The following is a 14,204-nucleotide window of genomic DNA, read 5'->3' as shown; positions in this document are numbered from 1 at the left end:
GATCGTCGGGGGCCCCCTCGTCTCAGCGGTCGAGCAGTTCCATCGCCTTGTACCAGGTGAGCTGGTGATAACTCTGAGCGAGGTGCTCGCCGAGACCGTCGAGAGACACCACATGCACGGCGATCGCCTCACTGTCGTCGAGCTCCTGCTCGGCGACGCGGACGCAGTCGCGGGCGAGGAAGTGATGCACGCGGTTGGTGTGGTTGCCGAAGTTCGCCCAGGTGGATCCGAGCTCGACGATCTCACCCGGCTCGTAGCCCGTCTCCTCGCGGAGCTCCCGGGCCGCTGTCCCGATCGGGGCTTCGCCGGGTTCGACGCCGCCTCCGATCGTCCCCATCGCGATGATCCCCGCTCCGTGGCGGTACTCCTCGACGATGATCGCGTCGCCGTCGGCATCCAGCGCGAGCAGTGAGATCCAGTCCCCGTACTCGAGCACGTAATAGGGCGCGATCCGACGATCTTCCGCATCACGGCAGTCGTCCGCGCGCACACGGATCCAGCGGTCGGCGACGACGGTCTCGCTGTCGATGACCCGCCAGGGCACGGGCGCCGGGCTCACGCGCTCTTGCGCTTGCGCTCCATCACGATCGTGGGAGGTGCACCCTCATCGACGGCCGCGCGGGTCACGATGACCTTGGCGACGTCTTCAGCGGAGGGGATCTCGAACATGATCGGACCGAGCACGTCTTCGAGGATCGCTCGGAGTCCGCGTGCACCGGTCTTGCGCTCGACCGCGAGGTCGGCGATCGACCGCAGCGCGTCTTCTTCGAACTCGAGCTGCACGCCGTCGAGCTCGAACATGCGCTGGTACTGCTTGACGAGCGCGTTGCGGGGACCGGTGAGGATGTCGATCAGGGCATTCTGATCGAGCGGCGACACCGAGGTGACCACGGGCAGTCGGCCGATGAACTCGGGGATCAGACCGAACTTGTGCAGGTCCTCGGGAAGCACCTCGCTGAACAGATCGAGATCCTTGCCCTTGTCGTGCAGCGGGGCGCCGAAGCCGATGCCGTGCTTGCCGACGCGCGCCGAGACGATGTCCTCGAGCCCGGCGAATGCGCCGGCGACGATGAACAGCACGTTCGACGTGTCGATCTGCAGGAACTCCTGGTGGGGGTGCTTGCGCCCGCCCTGCGGCGGCACGGATGCGACGGTGCCCTCGATGATCTTGAGCAGCGCCTGCTGCACGCCCTCGCCCGACACGTCGCGGGTGATCGACGGGTTCTCGGCCTTGCGGGCGATCTTGTCGACCTCGTCGATGTAGATGATGCCCTGCTCGGCGCGCTTGACGTCGTAATCCGCCGCCTGGATGAGCTTCAGCAGGATGTTCTCGACGTCCTCGCCGACATAGCCGGCCTCGGTCAGCGCGGTGGCGTCGGCGACCGCGAACGGCACGTTGAGGCGCTTCGCGAGCGTCTGCGCCAGATAAGTCTTTCCGCAGCCCGTCGGGCCGATGAGCAGGATGTTGCTCTTGGCGATCTCGATGCTCTCGGCCTTCTGCTCGGCCGTCTGGAGCGTGCCGTGTGCACGGATGCGCTTGTAGTGGTTGTAGACCGCGACGGCGAGTGCCTTCTTCGCGGGCTCCTGACCGACGACGTACTCCTCGAGGAAGGAGAAGATCTCGCGGGGCTTCGGCAGCTCGAAGTCTGCACCGCCCTCGGCGGAGGACTCCGCCATCCGCTCCTCGATGATCTCGTTGCACAGCTCGACGCACTCGTCGCAGATGTACACACCGGGGCCAGCGATGAGCTGCTGCACCTGCTTCTGACTCTTTCCGCAGAACGAGCACTTGAACAGGTCAGCGCTTTCACCGATACGGGCCATGCGCGTCCTCCTAGGGGGGATCCAGAGATCGTCTACTGAGCCTAACCGCTGCATCCGACACCGGGACGCATTGGCGCGGCGGAGGACATCTCGAGTCCGTATCGACTCGCACGCGAAAGGCCCGCCCCGAGCGACGCGCGGGACGGGCCTTCCAGGTCAGCTCAGACCATGCTCTTGGTGTGCCAGACCGTCTTGACCTCGGTGAAGGCGCCGATGCGCTCGGGCGAAGCCACCACCTCACCCGGAGCGAGGACGCGCTTCAGCGTGTCGGCCGCGGCGATCTGCATGTCGATCCACTCGAGATCGCCTGCACCGGCCAGATCGAGGGCGTTGACGTCCTGGTGCGAGGCGAGCCACGGTGCCATCTCGGCCGGCGACCCGGTGAGGACGTTCACCACTCCCCCCGGCACGTCGCTCGTCGCGAGCACCTCGGCGAGGCTGACGGCGGAGAGCGGATGCCGCTCGCTCGCGATCACGACGACCGTGTTGCCCGCCACGAGAGCGGGGGCGACCACCGAGACCAGCCCGAGGAGAGCGGAATCCTGGGGTGCCACGATCGCGACGACGCCGGTCGGCTCGGGCACCGAGATGTTGAAGTACGGCCCTGACACGGGGTTCGCGTTGCCCGCGACCTGTGCGTACTTGTCGCACCAGCCCGCGTACCAGACCCAGAGGTCGATCGCTTCGTCCACCTGCGCGGCTGCGGCGGAGGCCGAAGCCCCCTCCTGTGCGGTGATCTCGTCGATGAACTGCGCCCGGCGGCCCTCGAGCACCTCGGCGACACGATAGAGCACCTGTCCGCGGTTGTAGGCGGTCGCTCCCGACCAGCCCTTGACGGCTGCGCGGGCGGCGACGACGGCATCGCGGGCATCCTTGCGGGAGCCCTGAGCGGCGTTCGCCAGGAACGCCCCCTTCGCCGACAGCACCTCGTAGGTACGACCCGACTCGCTGCGGGGGAACGTGCCGCCGATGGCCAGCTTGTACGTCTTTGGAACGGTCATTCGCTTGCTCATGCTGCGGCCCCCTTCAGGTACGCGGTGAGGCCCTGACGTCCACCCTCACGCCCGTATCCGGACTCCTTGTAACCGCCGAACGGGCTCGACGGGTCGAAACGGTTGAACGTGTTGGCCCAGATGACGCCGGCGCGGAGCCGGTCAGCGACCGCCAGGATGCGGGAGCCCTTGTCCGACCAGATACCCGCGGAGAGACCGTACGGCGTGTTGTTCGCCTTCGCGATGGCCTCAGCGGGCGTGCGGAACGTGAGGACCGACAGGACGGGACCGAAGACCTCGTCACGGGCGATGCGATGCGAAGCCTCGACTCCGGTGAAGATCGTCGGCGCGAACCAGAATCCCTTGTCGGGGATCGCGCAGTCCGCCGTCCAGCGCTCCGCGCCCTCGGCCTCGCCGATGTCGCTGAGCTCGCGAATACGGGCGAGCTGCGCGGCCGAGTTGATCGCGCCGATGTCGGTGTTCTTGTCGAGCGGGTCACCCAGACGCAGGGTCGAGAGGCGGTTCTTCAGGCGATCGATGACCTCGTCATGGATCGACTCCTGCACGAGCAATCGGCTTCCGGCGCAGCACACGTGCCCCTGGTTGAAGAAGATGCCGTTGACGATTCCTTCGACGGCCTGGTCGATGGGCGCGTCGTCGAACACGATGTTCGCGGCCTTGCCTCCGAGCTCGAGCGTGAGCTTCTTGTTCGTTCCGGCGACAGCACGGGCGATGTCGCGGCCGACTCCGGTCGAGCCGGTGAAGGCCACCTTGTCGACATCCGGGTGGCGCACGAGAGAGGCGCCGGTCGCGCCCGCACCCGTCACGATGTTGACCACACCCGCCGGAAGATCGGCCTGCTGCAGGATCTCCGCGAAGATCAGCGCCGTGAGCGGCGTGGTCTCCGCGGGCTTGAGCACGACGGTGTTCCCGGCGGCAAGGGCGGGGGCGAGCTTCCACGCGAGCATCAGCAGCGGGAAGTTCCAGGGGATGATCTGCCCGGCGACGCCGAGCGCGCGCGGGTTCGCTCCGAGCCCTGCGTGGTCGAGCTTGTCGGCCCAGCCCGCGTAGTAGAAGAACCAGGATGCGACCAGGGGCACGTCGACGTCGCGGCTCTCCTTGATCGGCTTGCCGTTGTCGAGGCTCTCGGCGACGGCGAGCTCACGAGCGCGCTCCTGCACGAGGCGGGCGATGCGGAACAGGTACTTGCCCCGATCGCGACCGCTCATCTTCGACCAGGTCTTGTCGTATGCGCGGCGGGCGGCGGCGACCGCTCGATCGATGTCCTCATCGCTCGCGGACGCGATCTCGGCGATGCGGGTCTCGTCGGAGGGCGAGATGGTGGTGAAGCTCGGGCCCGAGCCGTCGACGAACTCGCCGTCGATGAACAGGCCGTAGCTGTCCTTGAGGTTGAGGACTGACTTCGACTCCGGTGCCGGAGCGTATTCCAGGAATGACATATTCGGGGCTCCTAGTCGATCGTGACGTAGTCGGGGCCGGAGTAGTGGCCGGTGGTGAGCTTCTGACGCTGCAACAGCACGTCGTTCAGCAGGCTCGATGCGCCGAAGCGGAACAGGTGCGGCTGGAGCCACTCCTCGCCCACGGTCTCGGCCACGGTGACGAGGTACTTGACTGCGTCCTTGGAGGCGCGGATGCCGCCGGCGGGCTTCACGCCGATGCGCTCCCCCGTGCCGCGGTGCCAGTCGCGCACCGTCTCGAGCATCAGCAGCGTCGTCGGCAGGGTGGCCGCGGGCTGCACCTTGCCGGTGGACGTCTTGATGAAGTCGCCGCCGGCGAGGATGCCGAGCCACGACGCGCGCTTGATGTTGTCGTAGGTGTTCAGCTCACCGGTCTCGAGTATGACCTTGAGCGAGGCGTACGAGCCGTCCGCACGACGGCACGCCTCCTTCACCTGGGCGATCTGGTCGTACACGAGTCCGTAGCGACCGGAGAGGAATGCCCCGCGGTCGATGACCATGTCGATCTCGTCGGCACCAGCCGCGACGGCCTCGGCCGTGTCGGCGAGCTTGATCGCCAGCGATGAGCGTCCGCTCGGGAAGGCCGTGGCTACCGCGGCGACCGAGATCAGGCCGTCGTCAGGATCTCCGTGCAACGCACCGAGCGCCTCGACCGCGTCGCCGACCATGTCGCCGTACACGCAGACGGCGGCGACCTTGGGGGTCGACGGGTCTGCGGCATCCGGGTTCTTGGCCTTCGCGACGAGCGAGCGCACCTTGCCGGGCGTGTCCGAACCTTCGAGGGTCGTGAGGTCGATCAGCTTGATGATGGTGTCGAGGGCCCAGGCCTTCGACGTCGTCTTGATCGATCGCGTGCCGAGACCGGCAGCGCGCTGCTCGAGTCCGACGGCGTCGACGCCGGGAAGTCCATGCAGGAAGCGGCGGAGCGTGGCGTCATCCGGCTCACCGCCGAGGACGTCCACCGCCGCTCTGCGGCTGAGTTCTTGGGTCGTCATTGTTCCTCCAACAATGCTCGTGCTGTGGTCTCATCTGTCACCAGGACGCTGCACAGGCCGCTGGTCACGACTGTACGCGCGATGTCATGCTTGGCGTCACCCGCGGTGACGAAGATCGAGCGCTTCGCGGCGCGCAGCCGACCGAGGTCGACTCCGACCGTCCGGGCGTCGAGCTGCGGGTCGACGATGTTGCCGTCCGCGTCGATGTAGCGGCCGAGGACATCGCCTACGGCGCCGCGGCGGGCGAGCTCCTCGACGTCGGACGCCGAGAGATACCCGTTCTCGACGTGGGCCGAGGTGGCGTCGCAGGGGCCGGCCGTGAACAGGAACGCCTGCGCCTCGGCAGCCTCTTCGAGGACGGCAGCGACCGTGCGGTCGGCCTCGATCGCCTGCTTGGTCTCGACGCGTTCGAGGATCGCCGGGCTCGGCAACAGAGACACATGACCGGAGGCGCGCTGAGCGATCGTGACGGCGAGGCCCGCGGCTCCGCCCGAGCGACGGTTCAGACTCACTCCCCCGTTGAGCTGCACGACCGTGACGCCGGTGGCCCATCCGTCGGGCAGCGCTTCGGCGACGGCACGGAGCGTGCGTCCCCAGCTGACGCCGAGGGTGCGCGGAACCGGACGCATGGCGGTGAGGAAGTCGGCGGCAGCCTGCGCGACGCGTTCGAGCGTTCCGTCGTCGCCGTCGGGAGAGGGGACGACGACTGCCGCCCGCAATCCGTGGCGCTCGACGAGCTGGCGCTCGAGACCGAGGCGCCGAGCGCGCGGATGCACGATCTCGATTCGGACGATGCCGCGCTCGCGCGCCTGAGTGAGCAGACGGCCCACCTTCCAGCGGGAGAGCTTGAGGAGGGCGCCGATCTCGTCCTGCGTCTTGTCTTCGTCGTAGTAGAGCTCTGCGACTCGGACCATCGTGAGTTCGTCTTCCATGGCATCCTCCTTCGCCGTTCAGTCTACGCGCGGATCACCGTTCGCGCATCCGAATGCTCATATGAGCAGGACCGCCGAGACTCCCGCGCATCCGCCGGATACGACGAAAGGACGCCGACCCGGAGGCCGACGTCCTTTCAGACCAGCGATGACTACGCGCGCTTGCGCGAAGTGAGCACCTGATCGACGATGCCGTAGTCCAGCGCCTCGGCGGCGGACAGGATCTTGTCGCGGTCGATGTCGCGGTTGACCTGCTCGACCGGCTTGCCGGTGTGGCGAGCCATGGTCTCCTCGAGCCAGGTGCGCATGCGGAGGATCTCCGCCGCCTGGATCTCGATGTCCGACGCCTGACCGTGTCCGGCCTCACCCATCGCCGGCTGGTGCATGAGCACTCGGGCGTTGGGCAGAGCGAGACGCTTTCCGGGGTGGCCGCCCGCGAGCAGCACGGAGGCGGCGGAAGCCGCCTGACCGAGCACGACGGTCTGGATCTGCGGCGCGACGTACTGCATCGTGTCGTAGATCGCCGTCATCGCGGTGAACGAACCACCGGGCGAATTGATGTACATCGTGATGTCGCGCTCGGAGTCCTGGCTCTCGAGAACGAGGAGCTGGGCCATGACGTCGTCGGCCGACGCGTCGTCGACCTGGACGCCGAGGAAGATCACACGATCTTCGAACAGCTTGTTGTAGGGATCCTGGCGCTTGAAGCCGTAAGCCGTGCGCTCCTCGAACTGAGGAAGCACGTAGCGGCTGGAGGGCAGGTCGCCGGCAGAGCGGAAGGTGGGTGAGTACATGAGAGTCCTTTCGCTTTCCGTTACTTGATGTCCTGGTCGGTTCCGCCGCCACCGACGACGTCGGTGGCCGAGTCGCGGATGTGGTCGACGAAGCCGTACTCGAGCGCCTCGTCGGCGGTGAACCAGCGGTCACGGTCGCCGTCGGCGTTGATCTGCTCGACGGACTTGCCGGTCTGTGCCGCGGTGATCTCGGCGAGGCGGTTCTTCATCGAGGTGATGAGCTGCGCCTGCGTCTGGATGTCGCTCGAGGTGCCGCCGAAGCCACCGTGCGGCTGGTGAAGCAGCACGCGGGCGTTGGGCGTGATGTAGCGCTTGCCCTTGGTGCCGGCGGTCAGCAGCAGCTGACCCATCGAAGCGGCCATGCCGATTCCGACGGTGACGATGTCGTTCGGGACGAACTGCATCGTGTCGTAGATCGCCATGCCCGCGGTGATCGATCCGCCGGGCGAGTTGATGTAGAGGTAGATGTCCTTCTCGGAGTCCTCTGCGGCGAGAAGGAGGATCTTCGCGCAGATCTCGTTCGCATTGTCGTCGCGCACCTCCGATCCCAGCCAGATGATGCGGTCTTTCAACAGTCGGTCGAAGACGCTCGTAGCGAGGAGGGGTTCTGCAGCCATGTCAGCTCCTGATTCCGTGTTTCAGTGATTCGAATCTACCGGCGACAACGCAGCGCTCAGGCCGTGTTCGCCGTCGGCATATCAGGCGTCGAGTTCCGCGATCTCGTGCGCGTATGCGGTCATCGACCGGTGGTACCGCGGCAGGTGCGGAACGAGCGCGAGCAGCGCGACCGAGAGTCCCTGCGCCGGGCGCCCCGAGCTCGCCAGGATCAGCGCGTGCACTGTGGCCACGGCGTCTCGGTAGGGACCGTCGCCCGACAGCTCCTCCTCCGCGCGGATCACGGCGAGGGCATCATCGTACTCTCCGAGATTGCGCAGCGAGCTCGCCAACTGGATCACGCACTGGGGGCGGTGCTCATCGTCGAGGCCCAGAGCGAGCGCGCGTCGGTACAGCTCCACCGCCTCGGCGGGCCGACCTGCCGAGTCACGGGCTCCGGCACGTTCGAACTCGGCGCGCGCATCGTCGCTCCCTCGCTCGGCGGCGAGGGCGTCGATCCTCGCGATCGTGTCGTCCCCGACCTCTTCACCGCTCGCGTCGTCCCACACCTCGTCGACGCGCTCATCCCAGGTCTTCGTCATGTCCTCACTTCACATCTCGTCAGTTCACGAGAAAGGGGCGGATGCCGCAGCATCCGCCCCTTCCTCAGAGATCGTTTTCGATCACTCAGCCTTGTCGGCTGCCTTCTTGGCCGGAGCCTTCTTGGCAGCGGGCTTCTTCGCGGCCGGCTTCTCGGCGGCCTCGGCGTCGTCGGCCTTCTTCGCAGGGGCCTTCTTCGCAGCAGGCTTCTTCGCGGCCGGCTTCTCAGCCGCCTCGGCGTCGTCGGCCTTCTTCGCAGGGGCCTTCTTCGCCGGAGCCTTCTTGGCGGGCTTCTCGTCAGCCGCAGCCTCGGTCTCAGCCTCGGCCTCGTCGTCGGTCACGACGAAGTCAGACAGATCGACGGGCTTGCCGTTCGTGTCGACGACCTTGACCTTGCCGAGTGCGATGGCGAGGGCCTTGTTGCGGGCGACCTCGCCGACGAGCGCGGGAAGCTGGTTCGACGACTGCAGCGCCTCGACGAACTCCTGGGGAGCCATGCCGTACTGCGATGCGGACTGGATGAGGTACTGCGAGAGCTCCTCCTGCGAGACCTGCACGTCGGCCTGCTCGGCGATCGTGTCGAGCAGCACCTGCGTGCGGAACTGCTTCTCGCTCGCCTCGGTGACCTCGGCGCGGTGCACGTCGTCCTCGAGGCGGTTCTCGCCCTCGAGGTGGTTGTGCACCTCGTCCTCGATGAGCTTCGGCGGCACGGGGATGTCGATCTGCTCGAGCAGGGTCTCGACGAGCTTGTCACGCGCAGCGGAGCCCTGCGTGAAGACGCCCTGCTGCGAGACGCGCTCGGCGAGGCTCGCGCGGAGCTCGGCGATCGTGTCGAACTCGCTGGCGATCTGCGCGAAGTCATCGTCTGCCTCGGGGAGCTCGCGCTCCTTGACGGCCTTGACGGTGACGGAGACCTCGGCCTCGGAGCCGGCGTGGTCGCCGCCCACGAGTGCGGAGCGGAACGTGGTGTCCTCGCCTGCGGTGAGCGACTCGATCGCATCGTCGATGCCCTCGAGCAGCTCGCCCGAGCCGACCTCGTAGGAGACGCCTTCGGCGCGGTCGATCTCGGCGCCGTCGATGGTGGCGACGAGGTCGAGTTCGACGAAGTCACCCTTCGCTGCGGGGCGGTCGACGGGAACGAGCGTGCCGAAGCGGGCGCGCAGGTTCTCGAGCTCTGCGTCGAGCGCAGCCTCGTCGGCCTCGACGGCGTCGACCGTCAGGGTGATGCCGTCATACGCGGGGATCTCGATCTCGGGGCGGACGTCCACCTCGATGTCGACGAGCAGGTCGCCCGAGAAGTCCTTCTCGTTCGGCCACTGCGTGATGTCGGCTGCGGGGCGGCCGACGACACGGAGCTTGTGCTCGACGGTCGCGTCGCGGAAGAACTTGTCGAGGCCCTCGTTGACCGCGTGCTCGATGACCGCGCCACGACCGATGCGCTGGTCGATGATCGGAGCGGGGACCTTGCCCTTGCGGAAGCCGGGGATCTGAACGTCCTGAGCGATGTGCTCGTAGGCGTGCGCGATGCTGGGCTTGAGGTCGTCGGGGGTGACCGTGATGCTGAGCTTGACCCGGGTCGGGGTCAGCTTCTCGACGGTGCTGTTCGCCATTCTGGTGTGCTCTCCTTGTGATTTCCGCGCTGAATCGCGGCTGTCAGGCCGTTGAAGCCATGTCGGGGCGACAGGAGTTGAACCTGCGACCTCCCGCTCCCAAAGCGGGCGCTCTACCAAACTGAGCTACGCCCCGGGGAATCCGCATGCAGATTCAGCCCCACCGAGTCTAACGGACACGAGCACCTCCGTCAGTCCGCTATGATCGATGAGTCGGCACAGTCCTCCCGGATCAGGCCGACAACGGGGCTGTAGCTTAGTGGTAAAGCCTCTGTCTTCCAAACAGATGATGCGAGTTCGATTCTCGTCAGCCCCTCACTCCGAAGGCCCCCGCAGACGCGGGGGCCTTCGACGTTTTCCCGTTCACCGGGCGTTCTTCTGGCAGAGTCGAGATACGCAGGTCCCGACCGGAGGTCCCCACCGAATGTCTGCTCCCCACGGCTTCTCCGAGCCCTCACCCGGAGGCCATGTCCTACCCGCGCACATCGTAAGCGCGTTCCCGCAGGCACCGCGGCCGCGCAAGAGGAGGACGGGACTTCTCATCGGCATCTTCGGCGCACTCGTCGCCGTCGCGGTCGTGGGAGCGCTGCAGATCACCGCGAACCTGGGGTACGACGACACGCGTGCGGAGTTCGACGGCGCGAGGGATACCGCACAGGACACGATCGCAGAAGTCACGCTCGCCTCTGACCAGCTCGCCTCGACCTCCGACACCGCGACCCTCCTGCTGAACAGCGATTCTGGCGTGCTCGCAGATGCGACCGCGAAAGAGGCACTGTCTGCATCGATCACCGAAGCCTCCGATGCCTCGGCATCCGCCGATCAGGTCCTCGATACCGCGCTGCCTGATGCAGGAGCGAAGCCCACCGTCTTCTGGGAGCTGTTCGGCGCATCCGAGGGGCTCCGGCTCGACATCCAGGATCTTGAGGACCTCGACACGGAGCTCTCCGAGGAGTCCCCTGCGCTCGCGGACGTCGAAACGCTGGTGACGGATGCCGGTCTCGCGTTCCTGGGCTCTGCCGCGACCGCAGCCGCTCCCTTCGAGGCCGCGCACCTGTCGGCCAAGAACGACGATGTCATCGCGCTGCGTGATGCCGCCTCGACCGCCGCCGGCGCATCCGCTCTCGACGACTCCGCCGTCGCCACCTTCGTGGCACTGCAGGATGCCGCGGCGCAGGTCGTCGCCTCCGAGAACGCGGAGCTGAGCGAGAAGGCCGGCCCTCTGCAGGGCGTGCGGCTCGAGATCGAGGCGTATGCCCGGTCGCTGGCGCCCGGCGTTCTGCTCGAGTTCGACTGGAACCCGCTCGTGAACAACGCCGGCGAGAACGGGAGCATGGGCGGCCTGACGACCTGGTGGTGGGACGAACCCGATCGTGCGGTGATAGAGCTCTCGAATTCCGTGGCGGAGCAATGGCCGGCCGATCGCAGCAAGGCACTCGTCGCGCACGAGGTCGGTCACGCGATCAGCGTGAAGTGCGAGGACATGTACGACTCGTCGACGCAGGACAGCATCGAGAAATGGGCCACCGCGTGGGCCATCAGCATGGGATTCACGGACGACGCGAACGGAGTCTGGGCGTACGGCTACCCGCCGCAGTCCTATATCGACGCCGCGGCCGGATGCCGCTGAGACCTTCACCGGATATGGAAGAAGCCGTCGCGATGAGATCGCGACGGCTTCTTCTCTGAGATCAGATCGAGGTCACTGGCCCCGACGCTCACGCAGCTGAGTGAGCGCGTCTTCGAGAAGCTGGACGGCCTCTTCGTCGGTACGACGCTCCTTCACGTATGCGAGGTGAGTCTTGTACGGCTCCGCCTTCGCGAGCGCAGGCGGGTTGGCCTTGTCGCGCCCGGCAGGCAGCCCGGACTGCGGGTGGTCGATCGTCTCGGGGATCTCCTCTTCAGGAAGACCCGCCGCGAAGTAGCGGACAGTCTCGTTGCCGAGACCGTCCCAGTAGGACACCGCGATGCGGTCGGCGTGGTAGCCGTGGTCCTGCTCGCCCATGGGGCCGGAACCGACACGGGTCCCTCGGATCGCATTGCCGCCGGTAGCCATCAGATCACCTCGAACTTCGTGATGAGACCGAGCGCGACGATCGACACGAACCACGCCAGAGCGAGGATCACGGTGAATCGATTGAGATTGCGCTCAGCGAGACCCGACGAGCCCACAGCCGACGTCATTCCGCCACCGAACATGTCCGACAGGCCGCCACCGCGACCCTTGTGGAGGAGGATGAGGAGAGTCAGCAGGACGCTGGTTATGCCCAGCACCACCTGCAGGACGAACTCGAGAATTTCCACGAGGAAGAGCCTTTCGCTGGGGCAGGATTGCCCCGGTAACGGTCAAGTATACGGTGCGGCGGGGCCGGAGCCCCGCCACACTCACACGCCGACGTGCTTCTCGAACCGGATGATCGCGGCGAATTCGTCGACCACGAGGCTCGCGCCTCCGACGAGTGCGCCGTCGACATCGGGCTCACGCATGTAGCTCGCGATGTTCGCCGACTTGACCGATCCGCCGTACAGGATCCGGGTGCGCGCCGCAGCATCGTCACCGAGGACCTTGGCGATCACCGTGCGCAGGGCAGCGCAGACATCCTGCGCCTGCTGCGGCGTCGCTGCCTGGCCGGAGCCGATGGCCCATACCGGCTCGTACGCCACGACGATGTCGGCATCCTTGGAGAGTCCCTGCAGAGCAGCCTCGAGCTGTCCGGCCGGAACCGCGCTCGCGCCGAACTTCTCGAGATCCTCCGCGGTCTCGCCTACGCAGATCACCGGCGAGAGGCCGTGCTTGAGCGCGGCCTTCGTCTTCGCCGCGACGACCTCGTCGGATTCCGCGTGGTACTCGCGGCGCTCCGAGTGGCCGATGATCACGTACTTCGCGTCGAGCTTCGCGAGGAACGCCCCCGACACCTCACCGGTGTATGCACCGGAGTCGTGTGCCGAGATGTCCTGCGCGCCGAGCGCGAACGGGATCTTGTCCGCGTCGATCAGCGTCTGCACGCTGCGGATGTCGGTGAAGGGCGGGAACACCGCGACCTCGACCGAGCCGTCCTCGTGCTTGGCATCCTTGAGCGTCCAGTGCAGCTTCTGCACGAATGCGACCGCCTGCAGGTGGTCGAGATTCATCTTCCAGTTTCCCGCGATCAGCGGGGTACGGGCGTTCAGGCCCATCCGAGCACCTCCAGGCCGGGTAGTTTCTTTCCCTCGAGGAACTCGAGGCTGGCGCCGCCGCCGGTCGAGATGTGACCGAACTGGTCGTCGGTGAAGCCGAGCTGACGCACGGCCGCAGCCGAGTCGCCACCGCCGACGACGCTGAGACCGTCGACCTCGGTGAGCGCCTGCGCGACTGCCTTGGTGCCGCCCGCGAAGGCCGGGAACTCGAACACGCCCATCGGCCCGTTCCAGAACACGGTCTTGGATCCGCGGATGACCTCGGCGAACCGAGCGGCCGTATCCGGACCGATGTCCAGGCCGATGCCCGACGCACCGAAAGCGGTGCTCTCGATGGCGTCGGCGGCCGTGACCTCGTGGTCGGCGTCGGCCGAGAACGAGGATGCGACCACCACGTCGGTCGGGAGCACCAGCTCCACGCCGCGCTTCTCGGCCTCGGCGATGTAGCCGCGGACGGTCTCGAGCTGATCCTCTTCGAGGAGGCTGGATGCCACGGCGTGGCCCTGTGCCTTGAGGAAGGTGAACAGCATCCCGCCGCCGACGAGGATGCGATCCACGCGAGGCAGCAGGTGCGAGATGACGCCGAGCTTGTCGCTCACCTTCGAGCCGCCGAGCACGACCGCGTACGGGCGCTCCGGGTTCTCGGTGAGGCGGTCGAGCACATCGAGCTCCGCTGCGATGAGCAGACCGGCCGCGGACGGCAGCAGCTCGGCGAGGTCGTAGACGCTCGCCTGCTTGCGGTGTACGACACCGAAGCCGTCGGAGACGAGGACGTCGCCGAGCTCTGCGAGCTGAGCCGCGAAGGCGCCACGCTCAGCGTCGTCCTTCGAGGTCTCCCCCGGGTTGAACCGCAGGTTCTCGATGACGACGATGCCGCCATCCTCGAGCGAGGCGACTGCCTCCTGCGCCGACTCGCCTACTGTGTCGCGAGCGAACGCGACCGGCTTGCCGAGCAGCTCGGAAAGTCGCTGGGCGACCGGCGCGAGGCTGTACTGCGGGTCGGGCGCACCGTCGGGTCGTCCGAGGTGCGAGCACACGACGACGCGGGCGCCCGCGTTGATCAGTGCATTGAGGGTCGGCAACGAGGCGCGGACACGGCCATCGTCCGTGATGATCCCATCCCGCAGGGGGACGTTGAGATCACAACGGACGATGACGCGCTTGCCCTCGAGCGAACCCAGTGAATCCAGGGTGCGCAGAGTCATGGG

General features: G+C 66.9%; 15 protein-coding genes and 2 tRNA genes. 2 read left to right on the top strand and 15 right to left on the bottom strand.

Annotated features, from left to right (window positions below; genetic code table 11):
- Nucleotides 1-22 precede the first annotated feature (22 nt).
- The 11 genes from ASF63_RS16590 to ASF63_RS16540 all read right to left on the bottom strand — a co-directional run bounded on the left by ASF63_RS16590 (nt 23) and on the right by ASF63_RS16540 (nt 9,955).
- Nucleotides 23-559 carry an NUDIX hydrolase gene (locus tag ASF63_RS16590; protein ID WP_056516652.1) on the bottom strand — a complete coding sequence of 179 codons (537 nt, stop codon included), beginning with the start codon at nt 557-559 and terminating at the stop codon, nt 23-25.
- Nucleotides 556-1,824: an ATP-dependent Clp protease ATP-binding subunit ClpX gene (gene clpX, locus ASF63_RS16585; protein WP_056516648.1), complete on the bottom strand. Its 1,269-nt coding sequence runs from the start codon at nt 1,822-1,824 to the stop codon at nt 556-558. Before clpX ends, ASF63_RS16590 begins: the two co-directional genes overlap by 4 nt.
- A 161-nt stretch (nt 1,825-1,985) precedes the next feature.
- A complete protein-coding gene (locus ASF63_RS16580) occupies nt 1,986-2,837 on the bottom strand; it encodes an aldehyde dehydrogenase family protein (RefSeq protein ID WP_056516645.1) in 852 nt (283 codons plus the stop codon).
- The gene (locus ASF63_RS16575; protein ID WP_056516642.1) at nt 2,834-4,276 is read right to left on the bottom strand and encodes an aldehyde dehydrogenase family protein; all 1,443 of its coding nucleotides are present in this window, start codon (nt 4,274-4,276) and stop codon (nt 2,834-2,836) included. The genes ASF63_RS16580 and ASF63_RS16575 overlap by 4 nt, the downstream gene beginning before the upstream one ends.
- A gap of 11 nt (nt 4,277-4,287) precedes the next feature.
- The gene (gene deoC / locus ASF63_RS16570; protein WP_056307105.1) at nt 4,288-5,289 is read right to left on the bottom strand and encodes a deoxyribose-phosphate aldolase; all 1,002 of its coding nucleotides are present in this window, start codon (nt 5,287-5,289) and stop codon (nt 4,288-4,290) included.
- The gene (locus tag ASF63_RS16565) at nt 5,286-6,221 is read right to left on the bottom strand and encodes a sugar-binding transcriptional regulator (protein ID WP_056516639.1); all 936 of its coding nucleotides are present in this window, start codon (nt 6,219-6,221) and stop codon (nt 5,286-5,288) included. Before ASF63_RS16565 ends, deoC begins: the two co-directional genes overlap by 4 nt.
- Before the next feature lie 152 nt (nt 6,222-6,373).
- Nucleotides 6,374-7,015 (bottom strand): ATP-dependent Clp protease proteolytic subunit, encoded by a 642-nt coding sequence (locus ASF63_RS16560; RefSeq protein WP_045253790.1) that lies wholly within the window; start codon nt 7,013-7,015, stop codon nt 6,374-6,376.
- 20 nt (nt 7,016-7,035) lie between these two features.
- Nucleotides 7,036-7,632 (bottom strand): ATP-dependent Clp protease proteolytic subunit, encoded by a 597-nt coding sequence (locus tag ASF63_RS16555; protein WP_056516636.1) that lies wholly within the window; start codon nt 7,630-7,632, stop codon nt 7,036-7,038.
- An 81-nt stretch (nt 7,633-7,713) separates the two neighbouring features.
- Nucleotides 7,714-8,211 carry a tetratricopeptide repeat protein gene (locus ASF63_RS16550; protein ID WP_056516633.1) on the bottom strand — a complete coding sequence of 166 codons (498 nt, stop codon included), beginning with the start codon at nt 8,209-8,211 and terminating at the stop codon, nt 7,714-7,716.
- Between the two features lie 81 nt (nt 8,212-8,292).
- A complete protein-coding gene (tig, locus tag ASF63_RS16545; protein WP_056516631.1) occupies nt 8,293-9,819 on the bottom strand; it encodes a trigger factor in 1,527 nt (508 codons plus the stop codon).
- A gap of 62 nt (nt 9,820-9,881) precedes the next feature.
- Nucleotides 9,882-9,955 (bottom strand) — tRNA-Pro (locus tag ASF63_RS16540).
- Between the two features lie 109 nt (nt 9,956-10,064).
- Here ASF63_RS16540 and ASF63_RS16535 point away from each other — a divergent pair.
- Nucleotides 10,065-10,135, top strand: a tRNA-Gly gene (locus ASF63_RS16535).
- 108 nt (nt 10,136-10,243) lie between these two features.
- Nucleotides 10,244-11,449 (top strand): hypothetical protein, encoded by a 1,206-nt coding sequence (locus ASF63_RS16530; RefSeq protein ID WP_056516628.1) that lies wholly within the window; start codon nt 10,244-10,246, stop codon nt 11,447-11,449.
- Between the two features lie 72 nt (nt 11,450-11,521).
- Here ASF63_RS16530 and ASF63_RS16525 read toward each other — a convergent pair whose 3' ends face one another.
- The 4 genes from ASF63_RS16525 to ASF63_RS16510 form a co-directional block, all read right to left on the bottom strand.
- On the bottom strand, nt 11,522-11,875 hold the full coding sequence (locus tag ASF63_RS16525; protein WP_056307093.1) for an RNA polymerase-binding protein RbpA: 354 nt from the start codon (nt 11,873-11,875) through the stop codon (nt 11,522-11,524).
- Complete coding sequence (secG, locus tag ASF63_RS16520) at nt 11,875-12,123, bottom strand: preprotein translocase subunit SecG (protein ID WP_053096652.1); 249 nt, start codon at nt 12,121-12,123, stop codon at nt 11,875-11,877. Before secG ends, ASF63_RS16525 begins: the two co-directional genes overlap by 1 nt.
- 81 nt (nt 12,124-12,204) lie before the next feature.
- Nucleotides 12,205-12,996 (bottom strand): triose-phosphate isomerase, encoded by a 792-nt coding sequence (tpiA, locus tag ASF63_RS16515; protein ID WP_056307090.1) that lies wholly within the window; start codon nt 12,994-12,996, stop codon nt 12,205-12,207.
- Nucleotides 12,987-14,201, bottom strand: a complete 1,215-nt coding sequence (locus tag ASF63_RS16510) for a phosphoglycerate kinase (protein ID WP_056516625.1) — start codon at nt 14,199-14,201, stop codon at nt 12,987-12,989. The genes tpiA and ASF63_RS16510 overlap by 10 nt, the downstream gene beginning before the upstream one ends.
- Between the last annotated feature and the right edge of the window lie 3 nt (nt 14,202-14,204).

The sequence above is a fragment of the Microbacterium sp. Leaf320 genome (assembly GCF_001423485.1).
Classification (GTDB): Bacteria; Actinomycetota; Actinomycetes; order Actinomycetales; family Microbacteriaceae; genus Microbacterium.
The sequence above is the reverse complement of the archived record's forward strand: the minus strand, read 5'-3'. Positions and strand labels throughout refer to the sequence as shown.

Coding starts and splice junctions, on each gene's coding strand:
- clpX (WP_056516648.1), bottom strand. CDS start 1,824: ATGGCCCGTATCGGTGAAAGCGCTGACCTGTTCAAGTGCTCGTTCTGC.
- ASF63_RS16580 (WP_056516645.1), bottom strand. CDS start 2,837: ATGAGCAAGCGAATGACCGTTCCAAAGACGTACAAGCTGGCCATCGGC.
- ASF63_RS16575 (WP_056516642.1), bottom strand. CDS start 4,276: ATGTCATTCCTGGAATACGCTCCGGCACCGGAGTCGAAGTCAGTCCTC.
- deoC (WP_056307105.1), bottom strand. CDS start 5,289: ATGACGACCCAAGAACTCAGCCGCAGAGCGGCGGTGGACGTCCTCGGC.
- ASF63_RS16565 (WP_056516639.1), bottom strand. CDS start 6,221: ATGGAAGACGAACTCACGATGGTCCGAGTCGCAGAGCTCTACTACGAC.
- ASF63_RS16560 (WP_045253790.1), bottom strand. CDS start 7,015: ATGTACTCACCCACCTTCCGCTCTGCCGGCGACCTGCCCTCCAGCCGC.
- ASF63_RS16555 (WP_056516636.1), bottom strand. CDS start 7,632: ATGGCTGCAGAACCCCTCCTCGCTACGAGCGTCTTCGACCGACTGTTG.
- ASF63_RS16550 (WP_056516633.1), bottom strand. CDS start 8,211: ATGACGAAGACCTGGGATGAGCGCGTCGACGAGGTGTGGGACGACGCG.
- tig (WP_056516631.1), bottom strand. CDS start 9,819: ATGGCGAACAGCACCGTCGAGAAGCTGACCCCGACCCGGGTCAAGCTC.
- ASF63_RS16530 (WP_056516628.1), top strand. CDS start 10,244: ATGTCTGCTCCCCACGGCTTCTCCGAGCCCTCACCCGGAGGCCATGTC.
- ASF63_RS16525 (WP_056307093.1), bottom strand. CDS start 11,875: ATGGCTACCGGCGGCAATGCGATCCGAGGGACCCGTGTCGGTTCCGGC.
- tpiA (WP_056307090.1), bottom strand. CDS start 12,996: ATGGGCCTGAACGCCCGTACCCCGCTGATCGCGGGAAACTGGAAGATG.
- ASF63_RS16510 (WP_056516625.1), bottom strand. CDS start 14,201: ATGACTCTGCGCACCCTGGATTCACTGGGTTCGCTCGAGGGCAAGCGC.